22 protein-coding genes and 1 pseudogene are annotated in these 23,983 nt (G+C 36.0%); 4 read left to right on the forward strand and 19 right to left on the reverse strand.

Annotated elements, in window-relative coordinates:
• Positions 1-135: 135 nt before the first annotated feature.
• From ACPYKA_RS01935 to ACPYKA_RS01945, 3 genes are all read left to right on the forward strand, one after another.
• A complete protein-coding gene (locus ACPYKA_RS01935; RefSeq protein ID WP_479540735.1) occupies positions 136-1,014 on the forward strand; it encodes a PucR family transcriptional regulator in 879 nt (292 codons plus the stop codon).
• A 121-nt stretch (positions 1,015-1,135) separates the two neighbouring features.
• Positions 1,136-2,233: an ABC transporter ATP-binding protein gene (locus tag ACPYKA_RS01940; RefSeq protein ID WP_479540736.1), complete on the forward strand. Its 1,098-nt coding sequence runs from the start codon at positions 1,136-1,138 to the stop codon at positions 2,231-2,233.
• A 367-nt stretch (positions 2,234-2,600) separates the two neighbouring features.
• The gene (locus ACPYKA_RS01945) at positions 2,601-3,311 is read left to right on the forward strand and encodes a glycerophosphodiester phosphodiesterase (protein ID WP_479540737.1); all 711 of its coding nucleotides are present in this window, start codon (positions 2,601-2,603) and stop codon (positions 3,309-3,311) included.
• A 24-nt stretch (positions 3,312-3,335) separates the two neighbouring features.
• On the opposite strand, the gene ACPYKA_RS01950 is transcribed toward ACPYKA_RS01945, so the two are convergent.
• The 17 genes and pseudogenes from ACPYKA_RS01950 to ACPYKA_RS02030 form a co-directional block, all read right to left on the reverse strand.
• Positions 3,336-3,515, reverse strand: a complete 180-nt coding sequence (locus tag ACPYKA_RS01950; protein WP_479540738.1) for a hypothetical protein — start codon at positions 3,513-3,515, stop codon at positions 3,336-3,338.
• Between the two features lie 208 nt (positions 3,516-3,723).
• Positions 3,724-4,413 (reverse strand): copper homeostasis protein CutC, encoded by a 690-nt coding sequence (locus tag ACPYKA_RS01955; protein ID WP_479540739.1) that lies wholly within the window; start codon positions 4,411-4,413, stop codon positions 3,724-3,726.
• Positions 4,404-5,372: an ROK family glucokinase gene (locus tag ACPYKA_RS01960; protein WP_479540740.1), complete on the reverse strand. Its 969-nt coding sequence runs from the start codon at positions 5,370-5,372 to the stop codon at positions 4,404-4,406. The genes ACPYKA_RS01955 and ACPYKA_RS01960 overlap by 10 nt, the downstream gene beginning before the upstream one ends.
• Before the next feature lie 91 nt (positions 5,373-5,463).
• Positions 5,464-6,750, reverse strand: a complete 1,287-nt coding sequence (locus tag ACPYKA_RS01965; RefSeq protein WP_479540741.1) for an alpha-L-fucosidase — start codon at positions 6,748-6,750, stop codon at positions 5,464-5,466.
• Positions 6,751-6,871: 121 nt separating this feature from the next.
• Positions 6,872-8,251, reverse strand: a complete 1,380-nt coding sequence (locus ACPYKA_RS01970; protein WP_479540742.1) for a M17 family metallopeptidase — start codon at positions 8,249-8,251, stop codon at positions 6,872-6,874.
• A gap of 48 nt (positions 8,252-8,299) precedes the next feature.
• Positions 8,300-9,121, reverse strand: coding sequence for an ABC transporter ATP-binding protein (locus ACPYKA_RS01975; RefSeq protein ID WP_479540743.1), 822 nt, complete (start codon positions 9,119-9,121; stop codon positions 8,300-8,302).
• Positions 9,111-10,112 carry an ABC transporter ATP-binding protein gene (locus ACPYKA_RS01980; RefSeq protein WP_479540744.1) on the reverse strand — a complete coding sequence of 334 codons (1,002 nt, stop codon included), beginning with the start codon at positions 10,110-10,112 and terminating at the stop codon, positions 9,111-9,113. The genes ACPYKA_RS01975 and ACPYKA_RS01980 overlap by 11 nt, the downstream gene beginning before the upstream one ends.
• An 11-nt stretch (positions 10,113-10,123) precedes the next feature.
• Positions 10,124-11,011 carry an ABC transporter permease gene (locus ACPYKA_RS01985; protein ID WP_479540745.1) on the reverse strand — a complete coding sequence of 296 codons (888 nt, stop codon included), beginning with the start codon at positions 11,009-11,011 and terminating at the stop codon, positions 10,124-10,126.
• 16 nt (positions 11,012-11,027) lie between these two features.
• Positions 11,028-11,948, reverse strand: coding sequence for an ABC transporter permease (locus ACPYKA_RS01990; protein ID WP_479540746.1), 921 nt, complete (start codon positions 11,946-11,948; stop codon positions 11,028-11,030).
• Between the two features lie 113 nt (positions 11,949-12,061).
• Positions 12,062-13,639 carry a glutathione ABC transporter substrate-binding protein gene (locus tag ACPYKA_RS01995; RefSeq protein WP_479540747.1) on the reverse strand — a complete coding sequence of 526 codons (1,578 nt, stop codon included), beginning with the start codon at positions 13,637-13,639 and terminating at the stop codon, positions 12,062-12,064.
• An 18-nt stretch (positions 13,640-13,657) separates the two neighbouring features.
• The gene (locus tag ACPYKA_RS02000) at positions 13,658-14,650 is read right to left on the reverse strand and encodes an asparaginase (protein WP_479540748.1); all 993 of its coding nucleotides are present in this window, start codon (positions 14,648-14,650) and stop codon (positions 13,658-13,660) included.
• Between the two features lie 2 nt (positions 14,651-14,652).
• Entirely contained in the window at positions 14,653-15,819 is a 1,167-nt protein-coding gene (locus ACPYKA_RS02005; RefSeq protein WP_479540749.1) for an ROK family transcriptional regulator, read from the reverse strand.
• Positions 15,820-16,281: 462 nt separating this feature from the next.
• Positions 16,282-16,501, reverse strand: a pseudogene (locus ACPYKA_RS02010) (hypothetical protein); the annotation flags it as partial.
• 115 nt (positions 16,502-16,616) lie between these two features.
• Complete coding sequence (locus ACPYKA_RS02015) at positions 16,617-18,146, reverse strand: amidase family protein (protein ID WP_479540750.1); 1,530 nt, start codon at positions 18,144-18,146, stop codon at positions 16,617-16,619.
• A gap of 201 nt (positions 18,147-18,347) precedes the next feature.
• Positions 18,348-19,061 carry a glucosamine-6-phosphate deaminase gene (gene nagB, locus ACPYKA_RS02020; protein WP_479540751.1) on the reverse strand — a complete coding sequence of 238 codons (714 nt, stop codon included), beginning with the start codon at positions 19,059-19,061 and terminating at the stop codon, positions 18,348-18,350.
• 5 nt (positions 19,062-19,066) lie between these two features.
• On the reverse strand, positions 19,067-20,233 hold the full coding sequence (gene nagA, locus ACPYKA_RS02025; protein ID WP_479540752.1) for an N-acetylglucosamine-6-phosphate deacetylase: 1,167 nt from the start codon (positions 20,231-20,233) through the stop codon (positions 19,067-19,069).
• A 16-nt stretch (positions 20,234-20,249) separates the two neighbouring features.
• Positions 20,250-21,125, reverse strand: a complete 876-nt coding sequence (locus ACPYKA_RS02030) for an ROK family protein (RefSeq protein WP_479540753.1) — start codon at positions 21,123-21,125, stop codon at positions 20,250-20,252.
• A 155-nt stretch (positions 21,126-21,280) separates the two neighbouring features.
• On the opposite strand from ACPYKA_RS02030, the gene ACPYKA_RS02035 reads away from it, so the two are divergent.
• On the forward strand, positions 21,281-22,306 hold the full coding sequence (locus ACPYKA_RS02035; protein WP_479540754.1) for a glycoside hydrolase family 3 N-terminal domain-containing protein: 1,026 nt from the start codon (positions 21,281-21,283) through the stop codon (positions 22,304-22,306).
• Positions 22,307-22,593: 287 nt separating this feature from the next.
• Here ACPYKA_RS02035 and ACPYKA_RS02040 read toward each other — a convergent pair whose 3' ends face one another.
• Complete coding sequence (locus ACPYKA_RS02040) at positions 22,594-23,316, reverse strand: amino acid ABC transporter ATP-binding protein (protein WP_479540755.1); 723 nt, start codon at positions 23,314-23,316, stop codon at positions 22,594-22,596.
• Entirely contained in the window at positions 23,316-23,951 is a 636-nt protein-coding gene (locus ACPYKA_RS02045) for an amino acid ABC transporter permease (protein ID WP_479540756.1), read from the reverse strand. Before ACPYKA_RS02045 ends, ACPYKA_RS02040 begins: the two co-directional genes overlap by 1 nt.
• Between the last annotated feature and the right edge of the window lie 32 nt (positions 23,952-23,983).

Raw genomic sequence — 23,983 nt, forward strand, 5'->3', positions numbered from 1 at the left:
TAATACTACTTCATTTTTACTCATGTTATCTTCTCCTCACTCACTTATCGTACTTGCCTATTATACAACATTTCCTCATTAAATTTGGTAATATATAAAAAAAGACCTTAAAAATACACAAGGAGATTTTCTTTTATGTTGAATCAATTAAGAAAAATTTATCCATCGATTATTTCATATGACCAACAAAATCAGGCTCATATAGATGACTATATGTGGTTTATAACTAATGAAAAAAAGGTATTCGGAATTCTTCGACAAGAACTTACTAAAAAAGATCTCATTCTTTTATCTACATTTTTAAAAAGATATAATCAACTTTTACCCGAAAAAACAACAGAAGAAGAGTATTGGTACGACTTAATAGAAGAAAAATCAAGTGCTTCCCACCCCTCACCCTTTCGGTTTATTTATTTTACGATGCAGCCAGATCAGATTGATCCTTTTTCATTTAAAGAAGCCATTACAGAATTATTCGGTAAATATATCCCCATATTATGGGAGGATGAAACAACTGGGATTTTAATAGAAGAAATTTCCTTCATGGAAGAGCAAATTGATTATGCACAAATTATCGATATTTTGATGGCAGACTTATCAGTTCATATTCATTTTTATATTGGTGATATACAAACGGATAGTAGCAATATAAAACAATATTATACATTTTTAATGAAAGGCGGTAAAATAATTTTTCAACTAACAAACAAAGAAGTAATAAGCTATCAACAATCGATTCCTTATTTACTATTACATCAAACCGACCAGCAAACGAAAAAACAATTAATTACATCTGTGTTGAAAAAATTCGAACGAGATGAGGAAATGTTACAGACACTTGAAATGTTTCTCAACTATAATTTAAATGTTTCAGAAACCGCAAAAAAAATGTATATGCACCGAAATAGTTTGCAATATCGAATTGATAAATTCATGAATGAAACAGGTATTAATATCCAAAATTTTGATGAAGCCCTTGCTGTAAAGTTAGCATTGATTGCTAGAAAAATTTAACAGCTCTCTTCATTCGTCAATTTGCACATAAAGCAGACAAATCTTTGTGCAATTTTGTTATATATGAAAGCGCTGTTTTATTTTACAATTACAGTAAGATAAAACTTAAGGGGATGAAGAGATGGCGGAACTTAAACTAAATAATATCAAAAAAATATATGGAAAAGATGTTGTCGCGGTTAAAGACTTTAATTTACATATTGAAGATAAAGAATTTATTGTATTTGTAGGACCTTCTGGTTGCGGTAAGTCTACTACATTACGGATGATTGCGGGACTTGAAGAAATCTCTGATGGTGAATTATATATTGACAATAATTTAATGAACGATGTGGCACCAAAAGACCGCGATATTGCGATGGTTTTCCAAAACTATGCGCTATACCCACATATGAATGTTTATGACAATATGGCATTTGGATTAAAATTACGAAAGTTTAAAAAAGATGAGATTAAAAAACGTGTAGACAATGCGGCTAAAATTTTAGGCCTGGAAGACTTTTTGGATAGAAAACCGAAAGCACTTTCAGGTGGTCAGCGCCAACGTGTTGCTTTAGGAAGAGCAATTGTTAGAGATCCAAAAGTGTTCTTAATGGACGAACCGTTATCAAATTTGGATGCTAAATTACGGGTACAAATGCGTGCAGAAATTCAAAAGCTTCACAACCGTTTACAGACAACAACGATTTACGTTACTCACGACCAAACCGAAGCAATGACAATGGCAACTCGTCTCGTAGTTATGAAAGATGGAATCATTCAGCAGGTTGGAACACCGAAAGAAATTTATGATAATCCGGAAAATGTGTTTGTCGGTGGGTTTATTGGATCGCCAGCCATGAACTTCCTACATGGAACCGTTACAAATGGTCATATCCAATTAGGAGATCATTCAGTTAAAATCCCTGAAAACAAATTGAAAGTGTTGAAAGACAATGGATTTGACAACAAAGAAGTGATTCTTGGTATCCGTCCTGAAGACATTTATGACGCTACATCTAACCAAGACTATTCAAATGAATTAAATATTAACATTCGTGTTGACGTTGCTGAATTAATGGGATCTGAAACGATCGTATATGGAGAAGTGAATGGACAAAATGTTGTATCCCGAATCGACGCTCGAACTGGAATTGTAGCGGGATCGACATTGAAGCTTCATTTTGATATGGACAATTGTCACTTCTTTGATCCTGAAACAGAATTACGAATTAAATAATGAATTAAAAAATCCGCCGTTTAATAAGCGGATTTTTTGTTTAATTGTGTTACAGATTTTTTCCGCTGAAATTTTGTTGAAATCGATGAATTTTTAGTTCAATCGATGATTTTTTTGTATATTCGCTGAATACATGAACAAAATCGCTGAATCCCCATGTAAAATCGCTGAATTTCCACAAACAACAAAAGCAATTAACCCAACTGGGTTGTTTTAAATCTTCAGGCATCTGCTTACCTTTTACAAATCGGAAAGACTCAAGATTTTTAACATAATTACAGTTGTATATATTATGATTTAATAGCGAGAAATATTATGTACATTTTGTTATAGTGGGAATAAGCTTTTGAAAGAGAGGATGAAAATAATGAATATTATTGCCCATAGAGGAGCTTCTGCATATGCACCAGAAAATACATTAGCTGCTTTTAAAAAAGCGCTCGATCAAGAAGCAGATGCTATTGAGTTCGATGTAAGGCTTTCAAAAGATGGTGTACCGGTAATTTGTCATGATGCAACAATTAACCGGACAAGTAATGGGAAAGGCTACATTCATAATTTGACCGTCGACCAACTGAAAAAGTACGATTTCGGCTCTTCATTCAGTAAAAAATACAAAGGAGAAACGATCCCAACCTTGGATGAAACATTGTCATTAATCAGTGATCAACCAAGAACGATTCATATTGAGTTAAAAAATGGCCCTGTTATCCCTAAAGATTTGGAACGAAAAGTCCTTGACCTCGTTTACCGTCATGGCGTTGAACATAAAGTTGTCTATTCATCCTTTGATCATGTGAGTTTACAAAGATTAACACATATTGACCCAAATGCAAAAATAGGTTTACTATTTCATATAAACTTAATTAACTTATTTGATTATATACAGAATACAGGTTTATGTATTTATAGCATTCATCCTAACCATTTCTATGTGACGGAAGAGATGATTGTCGAAGCTCATGAGCGTAATATAGAAGTAAATATTTATACAGTCAATAATCGGAATCAAGCAAATATGTATAAGTCATTAGGTATCGATGGATTAATAACTAACGACCCGCTAATATTAAGATAGTTTTTCGAGAGAAATAATCTCTATTTAAATAAAATCAAAGATATTACGGATAAGTTTTCCGGCACTTCTAAATAGAAAAATAACTAATCGAAAAGGTAATAATAACAACTCGGTAATCCAAAACAACATGTCACCAATAAAATCGATGATTGAATTATTAGATTGATTTTCTTTCTTTTTCCCTGGTTTCTTTCGATTATTCAAGATGATTCTCCTCTCCGTAATATTGAACCAAAAGAACATTTTTAATAAATAGTATAAATTGATGTAAGAAAAAAAGAAACCTAAGGGCATGAAATAAGTCTCAGATTTCTTTTTTCTCGCGAGTAATGACATTCATTTTATTATGCTTATGATTTTAATATTTTTTAATATCATAAAGGCATCATTACGTCCTACTATAAACAAGCCTTTAATTCGCTTTAGTTAACTCTTTAATTCTAGTAATTTGTTCTTTAGAAAGATCCTTATCAAAATCGAAGTCTTCTCTTACACCTGAACCAAAATGAAGTGCTTCTGGTTGGACTTCTTCATAAAATGAACGTAATGTTTCAATCCGTAACCCATGCCCCGGCATAATCGTTAAATGAGTCCCTTTTGTTTTTTCAATTAAGCGAATTAAATTAGCAGCTGAATCGGTTGCAGGTCCGTCACCACCAGCTGTTAAAATAGTTGTAATTTGCTTGTACTTAAGAATTGTTTCTAATGCTTCCATTTGATCTCTTACAAAGTCAAATGCTCGATGAAAAGTAACTTCTAAGCCATCAGCAGCTTCCAATAAGACTTTTAATGTGGGCTCATCGATTATTCCTTCTTGTGTAAGAGGGCCAATAACGATCCCATTAGCCCCTATCTGTTTAATTGCTTGAATATCATGACACATCGCTATGAGATCATCTTTATCATAAACAAATGATTTATTATGAGGCCTAACCATTACATTGATCGGTATATTAACTGCTTCTACAGCTGACTTAATTAGCCCATAACTCGGAGTTAATCCATCTTCAGCTATACTCTGACATAGCTCTACTCGATCGGCATGATATTTTTCAGCTGCTTTTACATCTTTTAAACATATTCCAATCACTTCTAATAACATGTTGACGTCTCCTTACCCAGTGCTTTTTTAATCAAATAGGCAGCACCAATAATTCCTGCATCATTGCCTAACTTTGCGATTTCTACTTGCGTAGTTTCACTAATCCAACGAAGAGAATGTTTCTTAAAAGATACCTCTATTTGTTGTACAAATGGAATTCCTGCTTGCGATAGGCCGCCTCCAATTAATATTTTAAACGGATTAACGACCGTTCCTACGTTCGCCAAAACAAATCCAAGATTGTCAACTAATTGGTCAATAATTTCCTGTGAATGCACGTCACCTGCTTCCGCTAGTTGAAAAACATCTTTAGCGGTCAGCTGCTGATGAGAGGCATATAATTTTGCTAACTTGGAATTTGGTTCCTGCTGAACTATTTTCATCGCTTCCCTTTCTACACCTGTAGCAGAAGCAATCGTGTCTAAACAGCCACTCCTGCCACAATTACAAGGATGACCATCAGGATCAACCACATAATGACCGATTTCACCTGCTAACCCTTGATGACCGTGTAAAACATTTCCGTCCAAAATAATTCCGCTTCCTACGCCCGTTCCTAATGTTACTAGCATCAAATGATCGGACTTCATGGAATCATGCCAATACTCGCCTAAAGCAGCGGTGTTCGCATCGTTTTCTATGACAACGGGAAGATGTGTTCTTTCTTCAAAATTTCTTTTTAATTCATAATTGGTCCAGCCAATATTGACAGCATCTATCGTCCCTTGTTTTTTATCAATAAACCCTGGAACCCCAATTCCGATTCCAAGAGTATTTTCTAGTTCCGTAGTTGTAACATTCTCTTCAATAGATTTCCAAATGTGATCAACGATATGTTTACCTTGCGCTTGTCTGTCTGTTTCAATTTTCCACTTTTTTATGATCTTTCCTACTAAATTGACCACACCAATTTTTACATAAGTGCCACCTATGTCAATCCCGATTATTTTTTGACTCATGCTGTCCATCCTTCTGTTCATAAATCTTCTCATTCGTTTTTTGGATAATTGTCTCTGTTCTGTTCAATTTACACGATCAACTAAAAAACTTCTATTTCAACTTAATTTCGATAACTGGAACGAGATGATTTGGTTTAATAACTGGCAATTCTAAAACAACTTCATCTTCAGCAATAACTGGCAAATCATGGTGGATCAAATCTGCAGGGTCAAAACGTTTTACAGTAACCTCTGAGTGATCATGTAAAAATCGCGCATATTGAATATCCAGCGGAAAGTTTTTCAAATGAATGGTTCTAAACGGCCAAGAAAAAATATGAATAAATATCCGATCCTCTTTTGCAGTTATCCTGCAATCTTGAGGGGCACGTAAGCTAGAGGAACCTGCACCATAAATAGACGTGCTATGATATGTCATCCAGTCTGCGATTTCTTCTAACACCTTTGTAGATGCTTCGTCAAAATTCCCTCTTGCAGTCGGACCGAAATTCATTAGTAAATTTCCGTCTTTTGATACTGTATCAATGAGTAATTTGATAATCATCTCAGCTGATTTCATGTTTAAATTATTTGGATTATAAGTCCACCGATCATTAAATGTTTGGCATGCTTCCCAAACTCTTTTTTTATTATCAGAAGTCATCAAAACTTCTGTTGGCTGATATTGTTCCGGTGTATAAACACCTCGATCTAACCCAAGGCGATTATTAATAATCATATGTGGCTGATGTTTTAAAATTAGCTGTTCCAATTCCTCAGAACGCCAATCTTTTGCGCCTTTTCCTTTTGCCCAGCTCCATTCGCGATCATCATAAGAAAAATCAAACCAGAAATAATCAATTTTTCCATACTTCGTAACAAGCTCTTCCACTTGATTATACAAATACTCCTGATAGATTTTCATATCCCGATTTTCCGCTTTAACAGCTTCGTCTTCTCGTGCAGGATGCAGTCCATCAATTGTAAAATGTTCGTGATGCCAATCAATAACTGAATGGTAGAAACCAATTTTCATATCTTCTTTCCGGCATGCTTCGACGAACTCTTTTAACGCATCTTTCCCATAAGGTGTATTGGTAATTTTATACTCCGTATAGGCACTATCCCATAATGCGAATCCTTCGTGATGCTTCGTCGTTAGAACAATGTATTTCATTCCACTCTCTTTTGCTTGTTTCACCCATTTTTTCGGGTTATAAAGATCTGCTTCAAATTGGTAAAATAACTTTTCGTACTCTTCCTTGTTTATCTTATCTTGCGTCATGATCCACTCATCTTTAGCTTTTAATGAATATAAGCCCCAATGAATAAACAGTCCGAATCGATCATGTAAAAACCATGAAGGGTCTCCGTAATGTGCTGGCCAATCTAATTGCATATATATCACTCCGAAGTTATTTTTTAAACATTACTAGTTTAATCTATAAAACTTTTTACCTTCTAACATGGGCTAACGCTCTACACGTAAATTAGCTAATCTTATATAAAGACAGTAATTATTAGTTACCTAAAGTTTTTACTATCTCGTACAATAAACGAACTCCGTATCCGGATGCACCTTGAACATAATACCCTTGTTCTTTCCATGGTCTTACCGTATTCGCCATATCGATATGAATCCACTTTTTATCGGGTTCAATGAACTGTTTTAAAAATAAAGCAGCAGTTATTGCTCCCCCAAACTGGGAACTGCTCATATTGTTAACATCGGCAGCATCGCTTTTCAAATAATGAATATAATCATCATATACAGGCATTGGCCATATGTAATCGCCAGTCTCGTCACCCAGCTTTTTATACTGCCATAAGTCTTCTTCGGCATTACTGAAAACTCCAGCAGCTTTTAGACCCAATGCACTGCCGATACTTCCTGTTAACGTGGCAATATCGATAATTGTTTTGGCACCGACCGATTGAGCGTACAATAACCCGTCCGCTAAAATTAAACGTCCTTCCGCATCGGTATTACCAACTTCGACATGCAGTCCATTCGGATATTGAATAACATCCGATGGTAAAAATGCATTGCCGTCTGCAAGATTTTGAACAAGGGGAAGAATCGCAACGACATTAACGCTTGCATCTGTATCAGCTAATAATTTCATCGCACCTGCAACGGCAGCCGATCCACCCATATCCATTTTCATTTCACCGATATCGCTTGCTGTCTTCGCATTGATTCCGCCTGAATCGAATGTTACCCCTTTACCGACTAACGCAATTTTTTCCTGATCTGACTGACGATTTAACGTTAAAATAGCAAGCTTTGCTGGTTCACTGGTTCCCTTAGAAACAGCATTTATTCCTGGAAATTCTTCCGTGGATAATGCATCTCCCTCAATAATTTCAACGACTACATCCGTATCTTTAAACATTTTTCTTAAGTAATGTGCATACGAAGTCGGTGTTAACTTATTTGCCGGTTCATTACATAAATCTCTAGCAAAATTTACGGCAGTTGCTCTTGTGTAAGCTTCCTGCTCCCAATCTTTAAAACGTTTCTCTTCCCAGTGAACCGCTAGCGTACTTAATTTCTCTTCCTCTTTTTTATAGGGACGGAATTGATAGTTAGCTAAATACCATCCTTCCATAAAACAGGTGATCGTTTCAGAAATCTGTAAATTCAAGGATCGGTTAACGATCGCTTGATAATCGATCCGAACAGCTGCACCTTTCATTTTGTATAATGCTTTCCGGCAAATACCTCCTAAAAAGCGTACATCTTCAAATGTCAGCTTGTTCTCACCTAATCCGATATATAAAAATAATTCCCCTTCTTTTTGGATGAATTGACTCGTACCAAAATCAACACTTGAATTTTCTTGGAAAAAGGCTAGCTCCTCATCTGCTTTATGAATCGGAATAATCGTAATCTCCATTTTTATTCTCCTTACTTATCGCATTCAATTCCGCGCACAAAAATAAATTTACGCCTCATTATTTTTTCGTTTCGCTTTTGGCACCATTTGCGGAATCGAAGATAATAATGTTTTCGTATAATCATGTTGTGGGTTCGTAAAAAGCTCCTCTTTCGTTGCCACTTCCACTAAGTTACCGAAGTACATTACTCCTACTCGGTCGCTAATATGTTCAACTACGCTTAAATCATGAGAGATAAATAAATAAGTTAAATTATATTCTTCTTGTAAATCTTTCATTAGATTTAAAATCTGTGACTGGATTGAAACGTCTAAAGCAGACACTGGCTCATCAGCAATAATTAATTCCGGTTTTAAGATAAGCGCTCGCGCTATACTAATTCGCTGTCTTTGCCCACCACTAAATTCATGTGGATATTTGTTTAAATGAAATTTACTGATTCCACACTTATCAAGTAAATCTTCTACTCGTTTATTTTTTTCAGCTGAGGACATATTTTTATGGTGAATATCTAATGGCTCTCGTAAAATTTCTTTAATTTTCATCCTTGGACTTAGTGAAGCATACGGATCTTGGAAAACCATTTGCATTTTAGGACGGTACTTTTTCCATTCACTTTTACTTGCTTTGGACAAATCTTTCCCTTTGAAAAGAAGTGTTCCAGAATCGAGCGGAATTAATCCATTTAACAATCGACCAGTTGTTGATTTCCCACAACCTGATTCTCCAACTAAGCCAAATGTTTCCCCGGCTTTTATAGTAAATGAAATTCCATTAACTGCTTTCACTACCTTCTTTTCTTGAAACCAACCTGTATTAAGAGGAAAATGCTTTGTAAGATCTTTCGCTTCTATTAAATTAGTAGTCAACTTGCTTTTCCTCCTTTTTCACAGTTTCTTCATCCAATAACCAACATCTTGCTAAATGATTTTCCGAAGCGATTAACCCCGGTTCTTTCTCTTGGCATATCGGCATTGCATATGGGCAGCGAGGTGCAAATTTACAGCCTTTTGGCATATTGCTTGCATTTGGAACGGTACCTGAAATAGATTCAAGCCGTTTTTTCTTCGAGCCGATTTTCGGAACTGAGTTCATTAACCCTTTTGTATACGGATGCTGAGGGTTTTCAAATAATTCTACCGCTGTTGCTTCTTCCACAATTTCTCCAGCGTACATAACGATTACTCTGTCACAAATTTCAGCAACAACACCGAGATCATGCGTAATTAATAAAATACCCATATTCGTTTTTGCTTGAATACGTTCTAATAATTTTAAAATTTGTGCTTGTATCGTTACATCAAGTGCTGTTGTCGGCTCGTCAGCAATGAGTAAAGAAGGGTTACACGAAATTTGCATCGCAATGATTACTCGTTGTCTCATTCCACCAGAAAGCTGGTGCGGGTATTCATTCATAATTTCTGCCGCCCGAGAAATACCAACAGATTCTAATGTTTCAATCGCGTACTTGTGGGCATCTTTCTTGGACATACCCATATGCATCATGATCGTCTCACGCATTTGTCTGCCAATTTTCAAAACAGGATTTAACGCTGTCATTGGCTCCTGAAAGATCATCGATAATTCTTTTCCCCGATAACTTGTCATTTCTTTTTCCGTTAAATCTAATAAATTTTTCCCTTTATACGTAATTTCACCTTCAACGATTTCCCCCGGTGTATCGTGAAACAATCGCATAACTGATAAAGATGTAACACTTTTACCACTGCCTGATTCACCAACTAATCCGACAATTTCACCTTGTTTGACATTAAAACTGACTCCATGGACAACCGGTAAAAAACCATTTTCGCTATGAAAACCTGTTTTAAGATTTTTAACTTCAAGTAAATCTGGCAATTATAACCCTCCTAATCTTTCATTTTTGGATCGAGCATTTCTCTTAACCCATCACCTAAAAGATTAAATGCTAATACAGTTAGGAAGATAATGAGCCCTGGGAAAAACACTAAATGAAATGCGGTTCCGATATAATCTCTTGAGACACTTAGCATCGCGCCCCAATCAGGTGATGATGGCTCCGCACCTAAACCTAGGAAACTTAAGCTGGCAGCCGCTAAAATAGCTGTTCCAACATTCATGGTGAAATAAACAATAACAGTCGGTAGTGTCTCTGGCAAAACATGCTTAAACATAATTCGAAGCCGTCCTGCACCAATGGACTCTGCCGCTTCCACAAACAACATTTCTTTTACTTCTAACGTCGCTCCACGCACGATTCTTGCAAATGATGGGATACTAAAAAATGCAACCGCTATAACGACATTTTTTAACCCCGGCCCTAAAATAGCTACGATTCCGATTGCTAAAATTAAATCAGGGAAAGCGAACAGTACGTCACAAATGCGCATAATTAATTTATCAACCCATTTGCCGATAAATCCGCTTATTAACCCAAGAATCGTTCCGATAATTGCACCGAGTGTAACCGCCGAAACACTGACAGATAAAGAAATTCTAGCTCCAGCAATAATTCGGCTGATAATATCTCTTCCATATTCATCTGTACCAAAAAAATGTGCCAAAGATGGTGTTTCTAACACCTTATTATAATTTGGCTCTGCTGCATCGTAAGGAGTAATATATGGTCCGATCACCGCAATGATAAACAAAAGTAAAACAAAGTACAGAGAAATCGCTGCAGTTTTTTTACGATGAAATGATCGCCAAAATTGTAGAAAAGAATTCGGTGATTTGCTTTGTTCCATTTCTGCACTCTCTGTCTGAAGACTGTTCATGTATATCTTTCCCTCCTTATTCAAGTCGTATTTTCGGATTTAAAAATCCGTAGACAATATCAATAATTAAATTCACTATAATAAATTGAAAAGCAAATAATAAAATTTCCGCCTGAACTACTGGATAATCACGGAACTGGATCGAGTCGATTAACAATGTCCCTAGTCCAGGAAAGCTGAAAACAGTTTCTACTACGACAGAACCACCGAGTAAAAATCCAAATTGCAGTCCGGCAACTGTTATAACTGGAATTAATGAGTTTTTTAATGCATGTCCAAAAACAATTTGCTTACTGCCTAACCCTTTCGCTCGTCCCATCCGAATATAATCTTGCTTCATACTCTCCACAAGAGATGAACGGGTAAAGCGGGCAATCATTGCCATAATCCCTGCCCCTAAAGCAAATGATGGCATAATATAACTTTTAAACCCTTCCGCTCCACCAGTTGGAAACAATCCAAGCTGCACGGAAAATACTTGAATTAAGACAAGCCCGATCCAAAAGTTTGGAAGTGAAATTCCAGAAACAGCCGTAAACATGCCAAGATGATCTGGCCATCTGTTTCTAAATGCCGCAGAAATAATTCCGATTAAAATTCCAATAATAAGTGCCCAAGCAATACTTAGAAAAGTCAGTCCTAACGTTGGTAAAATCCGATCTCCAATTAATTTGCTAACCGGAGCCCCTGATTTTATCGAATAACCTAAATCACCTGTGAGCAGTCCTTTTAAATAGACAAAATATTGCTCATATAACGGTTTATCCAAACCAAGGCTTACCCGTGCCATTTCCACTTCTTCCGCAGTTGCTTCTTTTCCTGCTAATAATCGGGCTGGATCACCTGGAATAATATGAATGAACATAAAAACAACGAATGAAACGACTAATAGTAAAGGGATCAAACTAATAATTCGTCTAATGAGATATCGCCACAAAGAGAATACACCTCCAAATAAAGAGAGGGCTTACTCTCATAAGCCCTTCGTTACATTTCCATGAAATATTTTTACCATAGTTATAGAATGAATAGCTTTATTTATTCTATATTTTATTTTACTTGTGCATGAGATATATCGACTGAACCATCTGGTGCAACATAAACGCCCTCAAGATGATTACGATGCGCTGCTAAGTTGACATCTGTAGCTAAGAAAATCCATGGAGCATCACTATATACAGTGCTCTGAATATCCTTGTAAATTGCTTCCTGCTCTTTCGGATCTGCGGTTGCATTTGCAGCTTTAATCCACTCGGTTACCTCATCATTATCATAATAAGCTGTGTTCGCACCATTTGGCGGGAAGAATTCACTACTGAATAATCCACGAGTTGCCCCGTCTGCATCCCCAGATGATGGAGACCAGCTTACATACCACATTTGGACTTTTGCATCTTCTGGTTTTTCAGGTGTGTAAATTTCATCTGAAAGTGTTCCTTCTTCCATCGATTTGATGGATACATCAATACCAACTTGAGCTAATTGTTGTTTAATAAATTCCATTCCTTTAACTGACTCTGAGCTTGTATTTCCCCAAATTTCTGCTTCAAATCCGTCTTCATAGCCAGCTTCTTTTAAGAGTTCTTTTGCTTTTTCTACGTCATACTCATAAGGTTCTTGTTGAGAGTAATACTGTGTTTCAGAAGACATTGTGGAATCTAGAACATGTCCAAATCCTTCTTTAACAACTTGAATATATGCCTCTTTATCTACTGCATAGTTCATCGCTTCTCGAACTTTTAAATCACTGTAAGGATCTTTAAATGTATTAATGGAAACATAGCGCGCAATAGTAGATGGTGATTCATCAATTGTGATATCATCGTTATTTTCCAATTCTTTCACATTTTGCTGTGGTAGTGGGTATACAAAATCTGCTTCCCCAGTTTTCAACATTGCCACACGTGAACCATTTTCCGGAACTGGGCTAAAGATTACTTTTTCAACATTCGTTTGATCTCCGCCCCAGTACTCTTCATTTTTTTCAAGTTCTAAAGTGGTACCTTGTTTCCATTCGACAAATTTAAATGTCCCTGTTCCTACTGGATTTGCTTCAACATATTTTGTTCCTTCTTCAATTGCTTTTGGACTAATCATTGGAACCATTGCAAACTTGTTGATCATTGCACTAAATGGCTCTGATAAATGGAATGCAACTTCATAGTCGTCAATAACTTCTAATGAGTCGATGAATTGGAAACTACGTTTAGCACTTAAATTATTCGCATCATCCATCACACGGTCAAAGTTTGCTTTAACTGCTTCCGCATTGAAAGGTTCGCCGTCATGGAAAGTAACATCTTCTCTTAACTTGAATGTATATACTAATCCATCTTCACTGATATCGTATGATTCAGCCAATGCTGGTTCAATATTCATCTTTTCATCAAAATCAACTAATCCTTCATACATCGAACGGACACCAAAAATAGATACTGTATCACCTGCATTATGAGGATCTAGTGTAACGAAATTTTGATCAATCGCAATTGTAATTTCTTTCTTACCGCCACCATCTGATTTTCCAGCTGATTTATCTGCTGAATCGGAGTTATCATTATTTCCACCACATGCAGCAGTAACCAATGCTAATACGAGTACAAATAAAAACCCAAAAAATTTCTTCATCTTGTTCCCTCTCTTTTTCTATAAATAAATTTTCGTTTCCCCAACTTGTTTTCCACCATCATTGTGAATTGTTTCGTTTCTTAATTTAAGTAAATTAGTAATCGTGTCTTCATTCTGATAATTTATTTTTTTAAGAATCTCCGCAACTAATAATGGCCAAATTAATTCAGCTCCACTCAATACTTTTAAAGCAATACTAATTTTTTCTTTCTTTAAAGCAAGACAATAAACTCCTTGTGCACCTCCTTTAGCAATAATATTTTCATCCTGTAATAAAACACTGCATATAAAATCATGGGAAGCAATAATATCTGGATGCGCATGCATCACTTTGCCTATTTTAATCACTGCTTCTTGTATTTCCTTATCCGCTATTTGTTCTGGTGTTACAAATTTCAAATAAGATATTGCCATGTTTTTTAATGGAATGGCATGGACAGGAACCCCACATCCATCAACACCTGACTTGATTTCATCTACTGGAACCTCTGCCAATAGAGACAAGTCTTTTAGTATTTCTTGCTGTAGAGGATGATCAATCTGTTCATACCCTTCAAGACTTAAGCCTTTCATTTTTGCATAACCGAGAAATCCTAAATGTTTTCCGGCACAATTATGAAGTAACTTCCGCTTCGGTTTATGAGCAAGAACATATTCCAATTTTGGCGTTTCATTTAAAGGATAACTTTCAGCGCATACCAAACATTCTTCTGAGACAGCCAATTTTTCTTTTAAGCTGATCAGGGAATCTTCATGGTATTTTTCTCCTCGCTGCGACGCCATAAATAATGCTGCTTCTTCATCCGTCAGATGATATTTTTGAAAAATATCCGTCGTAAAAACTGGTATGGCCTGCAAAGGTTTCATTGCAGATCGGTAAAATATAGGATGGTTTATATTTCCTTTTTCATAGATTACTTCTTTATTTTCATTAACTATACAAATAGCACCAGGATGCACGTTTTCGAGTGTACCATTTCTAGATTCCTCTGCAATAATCGGGTAGTCCATTTTTATACATCACCTTTAACATGTAAGTTTTTAATAAAACGGCGTAGTACGCTTAGGGCCGCTCCTTTTACAACTCCATTTCCTTCAAGCTCTGTAACGTACAGTTCATATGAACGCGATTGTGGAAAGAAATTGCTATTGGAATGTTTATTTATAATAATTTCTCTAATTTCTGGAAAGTTTTCTATTAAACTTCCAGATAAAAAAACGGCATCAGGGTTATACGCACAAACAACATTATTGATGGCAAGTACTGCATATGTAGTAGCTTTATCAATAATATTTACAGCCCAATTTTCACCTTCGTTATATGCTTGAACTAATTCATTCATATGTTTCATCGGTCGTGTTTTGGAAGCTTCATTCAATAAAAAATCAGTAGCAATATATGTTTGCAAGCAGCCGAAATTACCGCATGGACAATATACTCCGTAAGGGTCTAAAGTCATATGGCCGATTTCTCCAGACATATTATCTTTCCCTCGATAAATCTGGCCATCACTAATTAATGCAGACCCAACTCCATTACCAAAACCAATCATTGCGATATTCTTGTAATTCAGTGATGAACGCGAATACTCAGCTAACGCTTTTAATTTCAATTCGTTATCAATAAATAGTTTGTAATCTAATTTTTCTTCAAGGATTTCTTTCAGAGAAACTAGCTTCCAATTAAACTGCGCTGAGAGCTCGACGATCCCCTCTTTATTATCTATCAACCCTGGTAGACCAATACAAACACCAATCACCCGATCGTTCGGAATGGCTTCTTTATCAATCAATTCATTTACAGTCTGACCGATAAAATCTGCTACTCTTTCATAACTATCTGTCGTGAAAGGAAAGGAATGTTCAGCAATTAACTCTCCTGTTAAATTCATGAAACCAATTCGAATCACGCCAACATCAATTTCAACCCCAACAGCAATGACTGAATCTTCATTTGCCATAAAGTACGTAGCTTTTCGCCCGATGTCATCCGTATGTAAATATACTTCTTTAATTAGCTGCTCCTCATGTAAAGAAGCAACAATTCGGGATGCTGAAGTAGGACTCATCTCCATATGTTTCGCAATCTCAGCTCTGGAAATCGGACCATTTTTGATAATATACTCAAGAACGATACTCTGATTCTTTATTTTCAAAAAATTTTGGTCTTTAACTCTCATTTTCCACCCTCTTTCTTACACCATGTAAGTAATTGGCGATAAAAAAAGCAAAATAAACCTTTATGAACCGTTTTCAAACCTATTAAACAATCATTAAACCTTTTATTAATTCCATGATGTTATTAATAAATTATAGAGCAACAATTATTTAATTGTCAAGAACCTTTATTTTATGACATGCTAATCAAAAAATAAAAAGTTTATTAGTGAAGTAGTTGTGAACGGCTACGAATCTAGTATTTATAGGACTCTTCCGGTTTACACAAGATGGCAAAAATTACTGTTATAAAGTCATAAATAGGAAAAATTTCAAACTGATTGTTTACTATCAGCGTTGCATTTGGATGACGTAACAAAATAGATGTAGGGACATTTTCTTGTTGCATGTTCGCCTGACTTCTGCAGCTAAAATAGATAGAAAATAGCCATAAACCCTTATGACGATTGGGCTTATGGTTTTAATTATTTGTCACAGAGTTGTAGCGGAATTTTATCAATTTTTGTTGAACCTAAAATTTTTTAATTTCTTTTAATGACAGACATTTTTGCCCCAAATCTATTGCTAATTCTTTTCTAATATCCCCGATACGTCATTATAAAAATCAAGCAGATAATAATTTTATTGAATATGACTACAGGATGCTTTTCTCAGACCTTCAAGGATAGTCGTATTTGTCAATTTTACGAAGTTAGTAAGCTTGTGGTACTAAATCTTGTGACTCTGCATACATCGGCTGTCACTTTGCATGTTGGATAACGACTCTGCATCCATCAGCTACCACTCTGCATTAAGGCACTCACTTTATTGTTGCGATAGTTGAATTACTATCAAAATAAGGATTCCCTTTCATTCCAACCCAAAGGCTAGTCTCTTCAAGTTGATAAGCTAATCGTAACAATTGATGATCATTCCCTTTAGCGGCCATTATTTGTACTCCTAGAGGTAGCCCTGATTCAGTTAGATGAACTGGGACACTGACTGCCGGCTGTCCAGTTAAATTAGCAAGTTGTGTAAATGGTGTGTACGTCAGGCTTGGCAAAAACATCTCATAAATGACTTCTTGTTGTTTTTTCGGAACCTCTGTCTGAATTTGTTCAAGCAGCTCCTCTTCTCGTTCCTTGCTATGGGTAAGTTCTCCAATCTTCGGTGCAGGATATGCTGTTGCCGGCGTTATATAAAGATCATATTTTTCGTGGTATTTTGCCATTTTAAAAGCTGCCTTGTCCCATGACGCTAAGCTTAAAGAAAATTGTGCGGCCGAAACATTTTGACCAGCTACATGAAGCAGCCATGTTTCGATTTCTACATCGTCTGAAGTTAATTTTTCATTATGCATTTTTTCTAACTGGTACGTAAGTGCTGAGATTTCTCCGCTATTCATCAAATAATAATCTCGCATTAACTGAACACCATCTATATCAGGAACCGACTCTTCGACTGAATGTCCTTGTTCCTCTAACCATGTAATGACTTTATGAACGGCTTTTTTGGCTTCATTAGAAACTGGTGTCCCTACAGGTGATTCTGTTGTAAACCCAATTTTTAATGGACGTTTAAATGATTCTTCCATTGCCCATTCGTAACGTCCTGGAAATAATGGTGTTTGAAAAGCTGCTTCTTGTTGAACTGTCTGCATAATGGTTAATAGTCTGGCACTATCTCGAACTGTCCTTGATAAAACAAAATCAATTGCGGCTCCATGCCATTGACGACCAACGCCTGGTCCTACTGGTGTTCTTCCTCTCGTTGGTTTTAAGCCGAATAAACCAGTAAACGAAGCCGGTATGCGAATAGAGCCACCTCCATCACTAGCTCCTGCGATAGGAACAACGCCTGATGCAACGAGCGCTGCTGCACCACCACTTGATCCTCCTGGAGAAAATGTATGATTCCAAGGATTCCGAGTTGGACCATGTAGTTTTGATTCCGTTATATTTTTCAACGCAAATTCAGGTGTTGTTGAATGGCCTAAAGGAAGAAATCCGGCTTGTTGAATCTTTTTCACAAAGTTTGATGTCTGTGAGGCGATTGTCTCTTTAAATAAATTGGCACCACTCGTACTAGGTTCTCCTGCAATTGACTGAGATCCATCTTTTAAAAATATCGGTACTCCATTAAATTCACGAGGTGGATAATGAGGAATAGGACTAACTACTTCTTCGATAACCTTTTCCTTCCTTGTATGAGTCACTGCATTTAACGGCTCATTTACCTTGTCTAAAAGAGTATAACTTGCTTTTACCACTTCTTCTTGCGTAATTTCTTTCTTATTCATTAATTTTGAAATTTCGGTTCCATCAAGTGCTATGTACTCTGATAATTTCATTGTTTTCCCCAACTTTCATCTTAATACTATTATCATAACAAATATATGCTCTTAGTAGAATATCAAGAGGTGGTATAAGTATTCCGCTGAACACTTAATATGTAATTTTAAAGTAAAAAAAGAATCCAATATGCTAACAGAAATAATATTGCTCATTTCGTATAGCGTATGGATTCTAGTTAAAGACAGAATACCTTCGTTTTATATGTCGATATCAGTTACTAATACAACGTTAGGATGCCGTTGTAATACAGATGCTGGCACTTCTTCTGTAACATCTCCGTATAAAACTTTTTTCAAAATATCAGCTTTTTTCTCGCCTTGTACGAGAAACAAGATCTTTTTCGCTTCCATAATTGTTCCAATTCCCATTGTCAATGCCTGGGTCGGTACATCCTCTTTGCGATCAAAAAATCGTGAATTTGCTTCAATCGTCGAATCATCCAAATCGACAATATGAGTTCTAGCATCAAAAGATGTACCTGGCTCATTAAACGCAATATGACCATTTAAACCAAGACCTAAAATTTGCAAATCAATTTCACCAAATTCTTTCATCAATTGCTCAAAAGAGCGACATTCTTCTTCTAGATCTTCAGCTTCCCCATTTAATAAGTGAGTATTTTCCTTTTTTATATCAATCCCATTAAATAAATGATGCTCCATATAATAACGGTAACTTTGTGGATCATCAGCGGATAAGCCAACATATTCATCTAAATTGAACGTAACCGCTTGTTCAAACGTAATTTCGCCGGCTTTACATTTATCAATTAAATTTGCATATAACTTTTCTGGAGTTGAACCCGTTGCAAGACCAAGTACTGGATTTTCAATATCTTTTATCGAATTAACAACAATTTCAGCTGCCTTGCGACCTAACTCATCCATATCTTTTACTTTAATAATTTCCATTTCCTTCACTCCTCGTAAGCTATTATCCCTCGACAAATCGTATATTTAATAGCCAGGTTTTCATCGACAAGTAGTATATCAGCATCTTTCCCTACTGTTATACTCCCCTTTTGATCAAATATATTAATTTGCTTTGCAGGGTTTTCTGCAGACATTTTAATGATATCTCTAATTGTAACACCATTTAATTTTAGCATATTTTTTGCCGCTTCATCCATTTTTAAAATGCTGCCAGCCAATGTTCCATCTTCCAGAGTTGCTCGACCATTCAGCACAGTAACAGGCTGACCACCTAGTTCATATGCACCATCTGGCAATGATTTTGCCCGCATTGCGTCTGTAATCATTAATAATCGTTCACTACCAATATTATTATAAATAATTTGTAACATTTCCTTGGAGGTATGTATTTCATCCGCAATAATTTCGGCTTTTACATCCTCCAATAAAAAAGCTGCACCGACTGCACCAATATCGCGATGATGAACTCCGGTCATTGCGTTACATAAATGGGTTAATTGATGAACACCTTGGGCTACTCCTTTCTTAATTTCTTCAAACGTTGCTGAAGAGTGCCCGGCAGATACGTTATGTCCATTTTCGGCTAAATATGATATGAAATTACCTGTGTCACATTCTGGAGCAACAGTAATAGTTTTTATCTTCCCTCCAGCTACTTCCTGCCAACGTTTAAATAATTCCACATTTGGCGTCTTGATAAACTCCGCTGGCTGTGCTCCTTTTTTCTCTTCATTAATAAAAGGTCCTTCTAAATGAATCCCGATGACTTCTGAATTTCCAGCCTTGTTTTCATAACAAGCAATATTTCCTAATGCCTTTTCGATATTTTCATTAGATTGTGTCATCGTTGTTGCTAGAAAACTTGTTGTTCCTTCTTTTGGTAAGCAAGTAGCAATTGTGTCCAGTGCCTCTTCACTTGCATCCATAGTATCCGCACCTGCAGCTCCATGGATATGACCGTCAATAAAACCCGGAATGGCAATTAATCCTTCTCCATCAATACGGAGGCATTCTTCACTATTTTGGTCGAGTAAAATTGGATGTTTTGATATTTCCACTATTTTTCCCTCTCTAAGTAGTAAAAAACCATTTTCAATCTTTTCATCTTCTGTATATATAGTTATATCTTGAATTAATATAGATGTTGACATCTTTTTCTCCTTTCTTTTATACATGGAGTGAAACGGCTCCTAACATTCCTGCTCTATTTCCTAATGAAGCTTTTACTATGTTTACTCCTGCAAAACTTTCCAATACCATCTCATTTACTTTTTCAGAAATCATATGTACTAACACTTCTTGTTCCATAATTCCACCGCCGATTACGATCGTTGTTGGATTAAAAATATGGATAATAGACGTTAGTCCAATGACAATTTCCTCTACCCATTTTTCAATTATTTCCTTAATTTGTTTATCATTTTCATAAAATTTCTCGAAAATAATTCGTCCATTTGTGATGTTTGAATCAAGCTTTTGCGCTTCTCTTAGTAACGCAGTAGTCGAGGCGTATGTTTCGTAACAGCCTTTTACGCCACATTTACATGTTAAACCATTTCCATGAGTAATCATATGTCCGAACTCTGCTGCATATCCATTCCTTCCATAATAAAGTTCTGAATTAGCCACAATTGCCCCTCCAATTCCGGTTCCATACGCTAGAAATAAGAAATCATTATAGTCTCTACCAGCTCCAAAATGACTTTCTCCTAGTGCAGCTGCGTTGACATCGTTTTCAACGTTAACCGGAACGTTAAAATGATTCTCTAATATTCTTTTTATTTGTAGTCCAGATGTTTGCGGAATATTTGCTGATTCTTGGACAATCATTCCATTTTCTCTATCAACTTGTCCAGCTGTACTTACCCCAATAGCATTCACTTGTTCAAATTGTTCAATTTTATCTATTAAATTTTGTAATATGTAATTTCCTCCTTTATGACTGTCTGTATCATATTCGATAAAATCATATATTTTACCGGCACCGTCAAAAACACCAAGTTTAATAGATGTTCCTCCTATATCAACACCAGCAATCCTCATTTCCCCACTCCTCTAATTGTTCAAATATTTATCTATTTCTTTAATTGGTATATTGCCAACATTCATAATATACGATATTATAGCATTTAACATGAATATTCTATACTAAAAATTACATTAGTAATAATGATGTTTTAAAAAGGAGACTACTTAAAATGAATGTCCACAAGATGTCGATCGCTGAAAAGGTCGGACAATTGTTTATGGTAAGCTTTGAAGGTAGCAAGCCTGCAGGTGAAGTAATTAATCTCATCTCTACATATAAGGTCGGTGGACTATGCTATGTTACCGATAATTATAGAAATCCACGACAACTTCATAGCCTATCTACTGACCTACAACATTATGCAAATAAAGATCTCCCTCTATTTCTCGCCGTTTATCAAGGTGGTGGAGAGTTTAATAGCATTACTAAGGGGGTCATTCAAAGTCCAGACCAATCCACATTAGGAATTGTAAATAATCGATTATATACAAAACAAATGTCAGAGATGATTGCAGAGGAACTACATGCCTTAGGGATCAATATGAATATTTCCCCATCTTTAAATATAAGTAATGATCGAAAAGATAGTTTTGGAGATTCGATCGACCTTGTGGCAAAACATGGGGTCGCAGCTATTCAAGGGTACCAAAAGAAAAACGTTTCGGCAGTTGCAAACTATTTCCTTGAAAATGAAAATAGACCAATTGACACATTGTTAACAGAGTCTTACGATATGCCCCATTCCATACTATATCCTTTTTTCTTAGCAATTCAAAAAAATGTCGATACAATTCTCTTGTCTAATTCTTATAAAAATGAAGAGCGATCAATCATTCAAAGTTTACTCAGAGAAACACTAAACTTTCAAGGTGTCTTAATGAAAAAAGTTTCTAATGAAAAGACATTGAATGAAATTGCCGAAAATGCCGTCAAGTCTATTCAATTTGGAATCGACCTTGTCTTATTATCTATGGAATACAAAACACAAATCGCTGTTATTGATAAGGTTATCGAAGCTGTAAAAAAAGGAGATATATCTGAAAATCGTTTGAATGAAGCCGTTGAACGAATATTAACACTTAAAGAGAAACGAAACGTAGGATTAATGGAACCGTTTGATCGAGATGTTTTTGAGAAAAAACGTGCTGTTCAATTTATCAAAAAGCTTCAGGATTTAACTGGGTCTCGGATTTAACTGCTTATCAATTTTCTGATATAGACTGTGTCTATTTATCTACTATTCTTAACCTCCTCTTTTGATGGTAAAGGATAAATAGACAGAAATATTTCGTGAGCAATATCCACCACAATTGCTCACGGAATATCATTGATTATGTTTAGTTTACGATCCTTTTTTAAAAAAATCTACAAATTTAGGCGCACGAGGATCTTTTTACGTTACCCTGGGAAACGTTAGAAACCCCCAATAGAAAGTTTACAAGGCTGATGAAAGTTTCTCGCTCACCTACTACTCTACATCTCTTACAATATTTGTCCCAAGAACGTTTTTAGCCGTTCACTTTTCGGATTTGCAAACATTTCTACTGGTTCGCCTTCTTCCATAATAACTCCTTCGTCAATAAAGATAACCCGGTCTCCAACTTCTCTGGCAAAACCCATTTCGTGTGTGACAACGACCATGGTCATTCCTGATTTAGCTAAATCCTTCATAACCGCCAAAACTTCTCCGACAAGTTCAGGATCAAGTGCGGAAGTTGGTTCATCAAATAACATTACTTTAGGATTCATGGCTAAAGCACGGGAAATTGCCACTCGTTGCTTTTGTCCTCCTGACAGACTTCCTGGATAAGCGTCTGCCTTATCAGATAGTCCCACTTTTTCAAGTAATTCTCTGGCAGTCTTTTCGGCTTCTTCCTTGGATATTTTTTTCACTTTCAACGGACCTAAGGTGATGTTTTCCAGAACGGTCTTATGAGGAAATAGATTAAAATGTTGAAACACCATGCCTACTTGTGACCGAACCTTGGGCACATTCGTATGTTTATCCGTTATTTCTTGACCATCAATCGTAATGGTACCTGATGTTACTTCCTCTAATAAATTCAAACAACGTAAAAAAGTACTTTTACCTGAACCCGATGGACCAATAACACAAACCACTTCTTTTTCAGCGATTGTATTGGAAATCCCTTTTAATACTTCATTATCCCCAAATGATTTATATAAATCTTCTACTACGATCATTATACATCAAGCCTCCGTTCAACACGTCTTAAAATAATACTAGATGGAATCGTAATTGCTAAATAAAAAAGTGCTACCATCAAATATGGTTGAAAAGAAACAAATGTTGTAGAAGCATATGTACGGCCTTGGTATAATAATTCATGTACGGCAATTGCTGAGAATAAAGAGGTATCTTTCAAACTAATAATAAATTGGTTACCAAGTGGAGGAATCATTCGTTTAAACGCTTGCGGCCAAATAATATACCACATCGTTTGTGCTTTCGTGAGCCCAATAGAATCTCCTGCTTCAAATTGCCCCTTATCAATAGACTGTACACCTCCACGGACGATTTCAGCTATATACGCTCCAGCATTTAACGAAATCGCCATAATCGATGCAGTTAATTTATCAAAATTATAAAAGTCAGACAACCCGAAAAAAATGAAAAATATTTGTACAAGAATCGGAGTGCCACGAATAACTTCGACATAGATAGTAGAAAGCCAAAAGATAAATATATTTTTAGATATACGACCTAGACCTACAAATGCTCCGATAACAAATCCGATTCCTACACCAATAACCGTAATTAAAAACGTTAATTTTATTCCTTCCAACAAATAGGGAAGTACCCCTACAATATGTTGCATAGCGTCTACCACCTCATTATGCCTTAGAATAG

It is taken from the genome of Pseudogracilibacillus amylolyticus (SeqCode), from assembly GCF_051918545.1.
In the GTDB taxonomy this organism is placed as follows: Bacteria; Bacillota; Bacilli; order Bacillales; family Amphibacillaceae; genus Pseudogracilibacillus.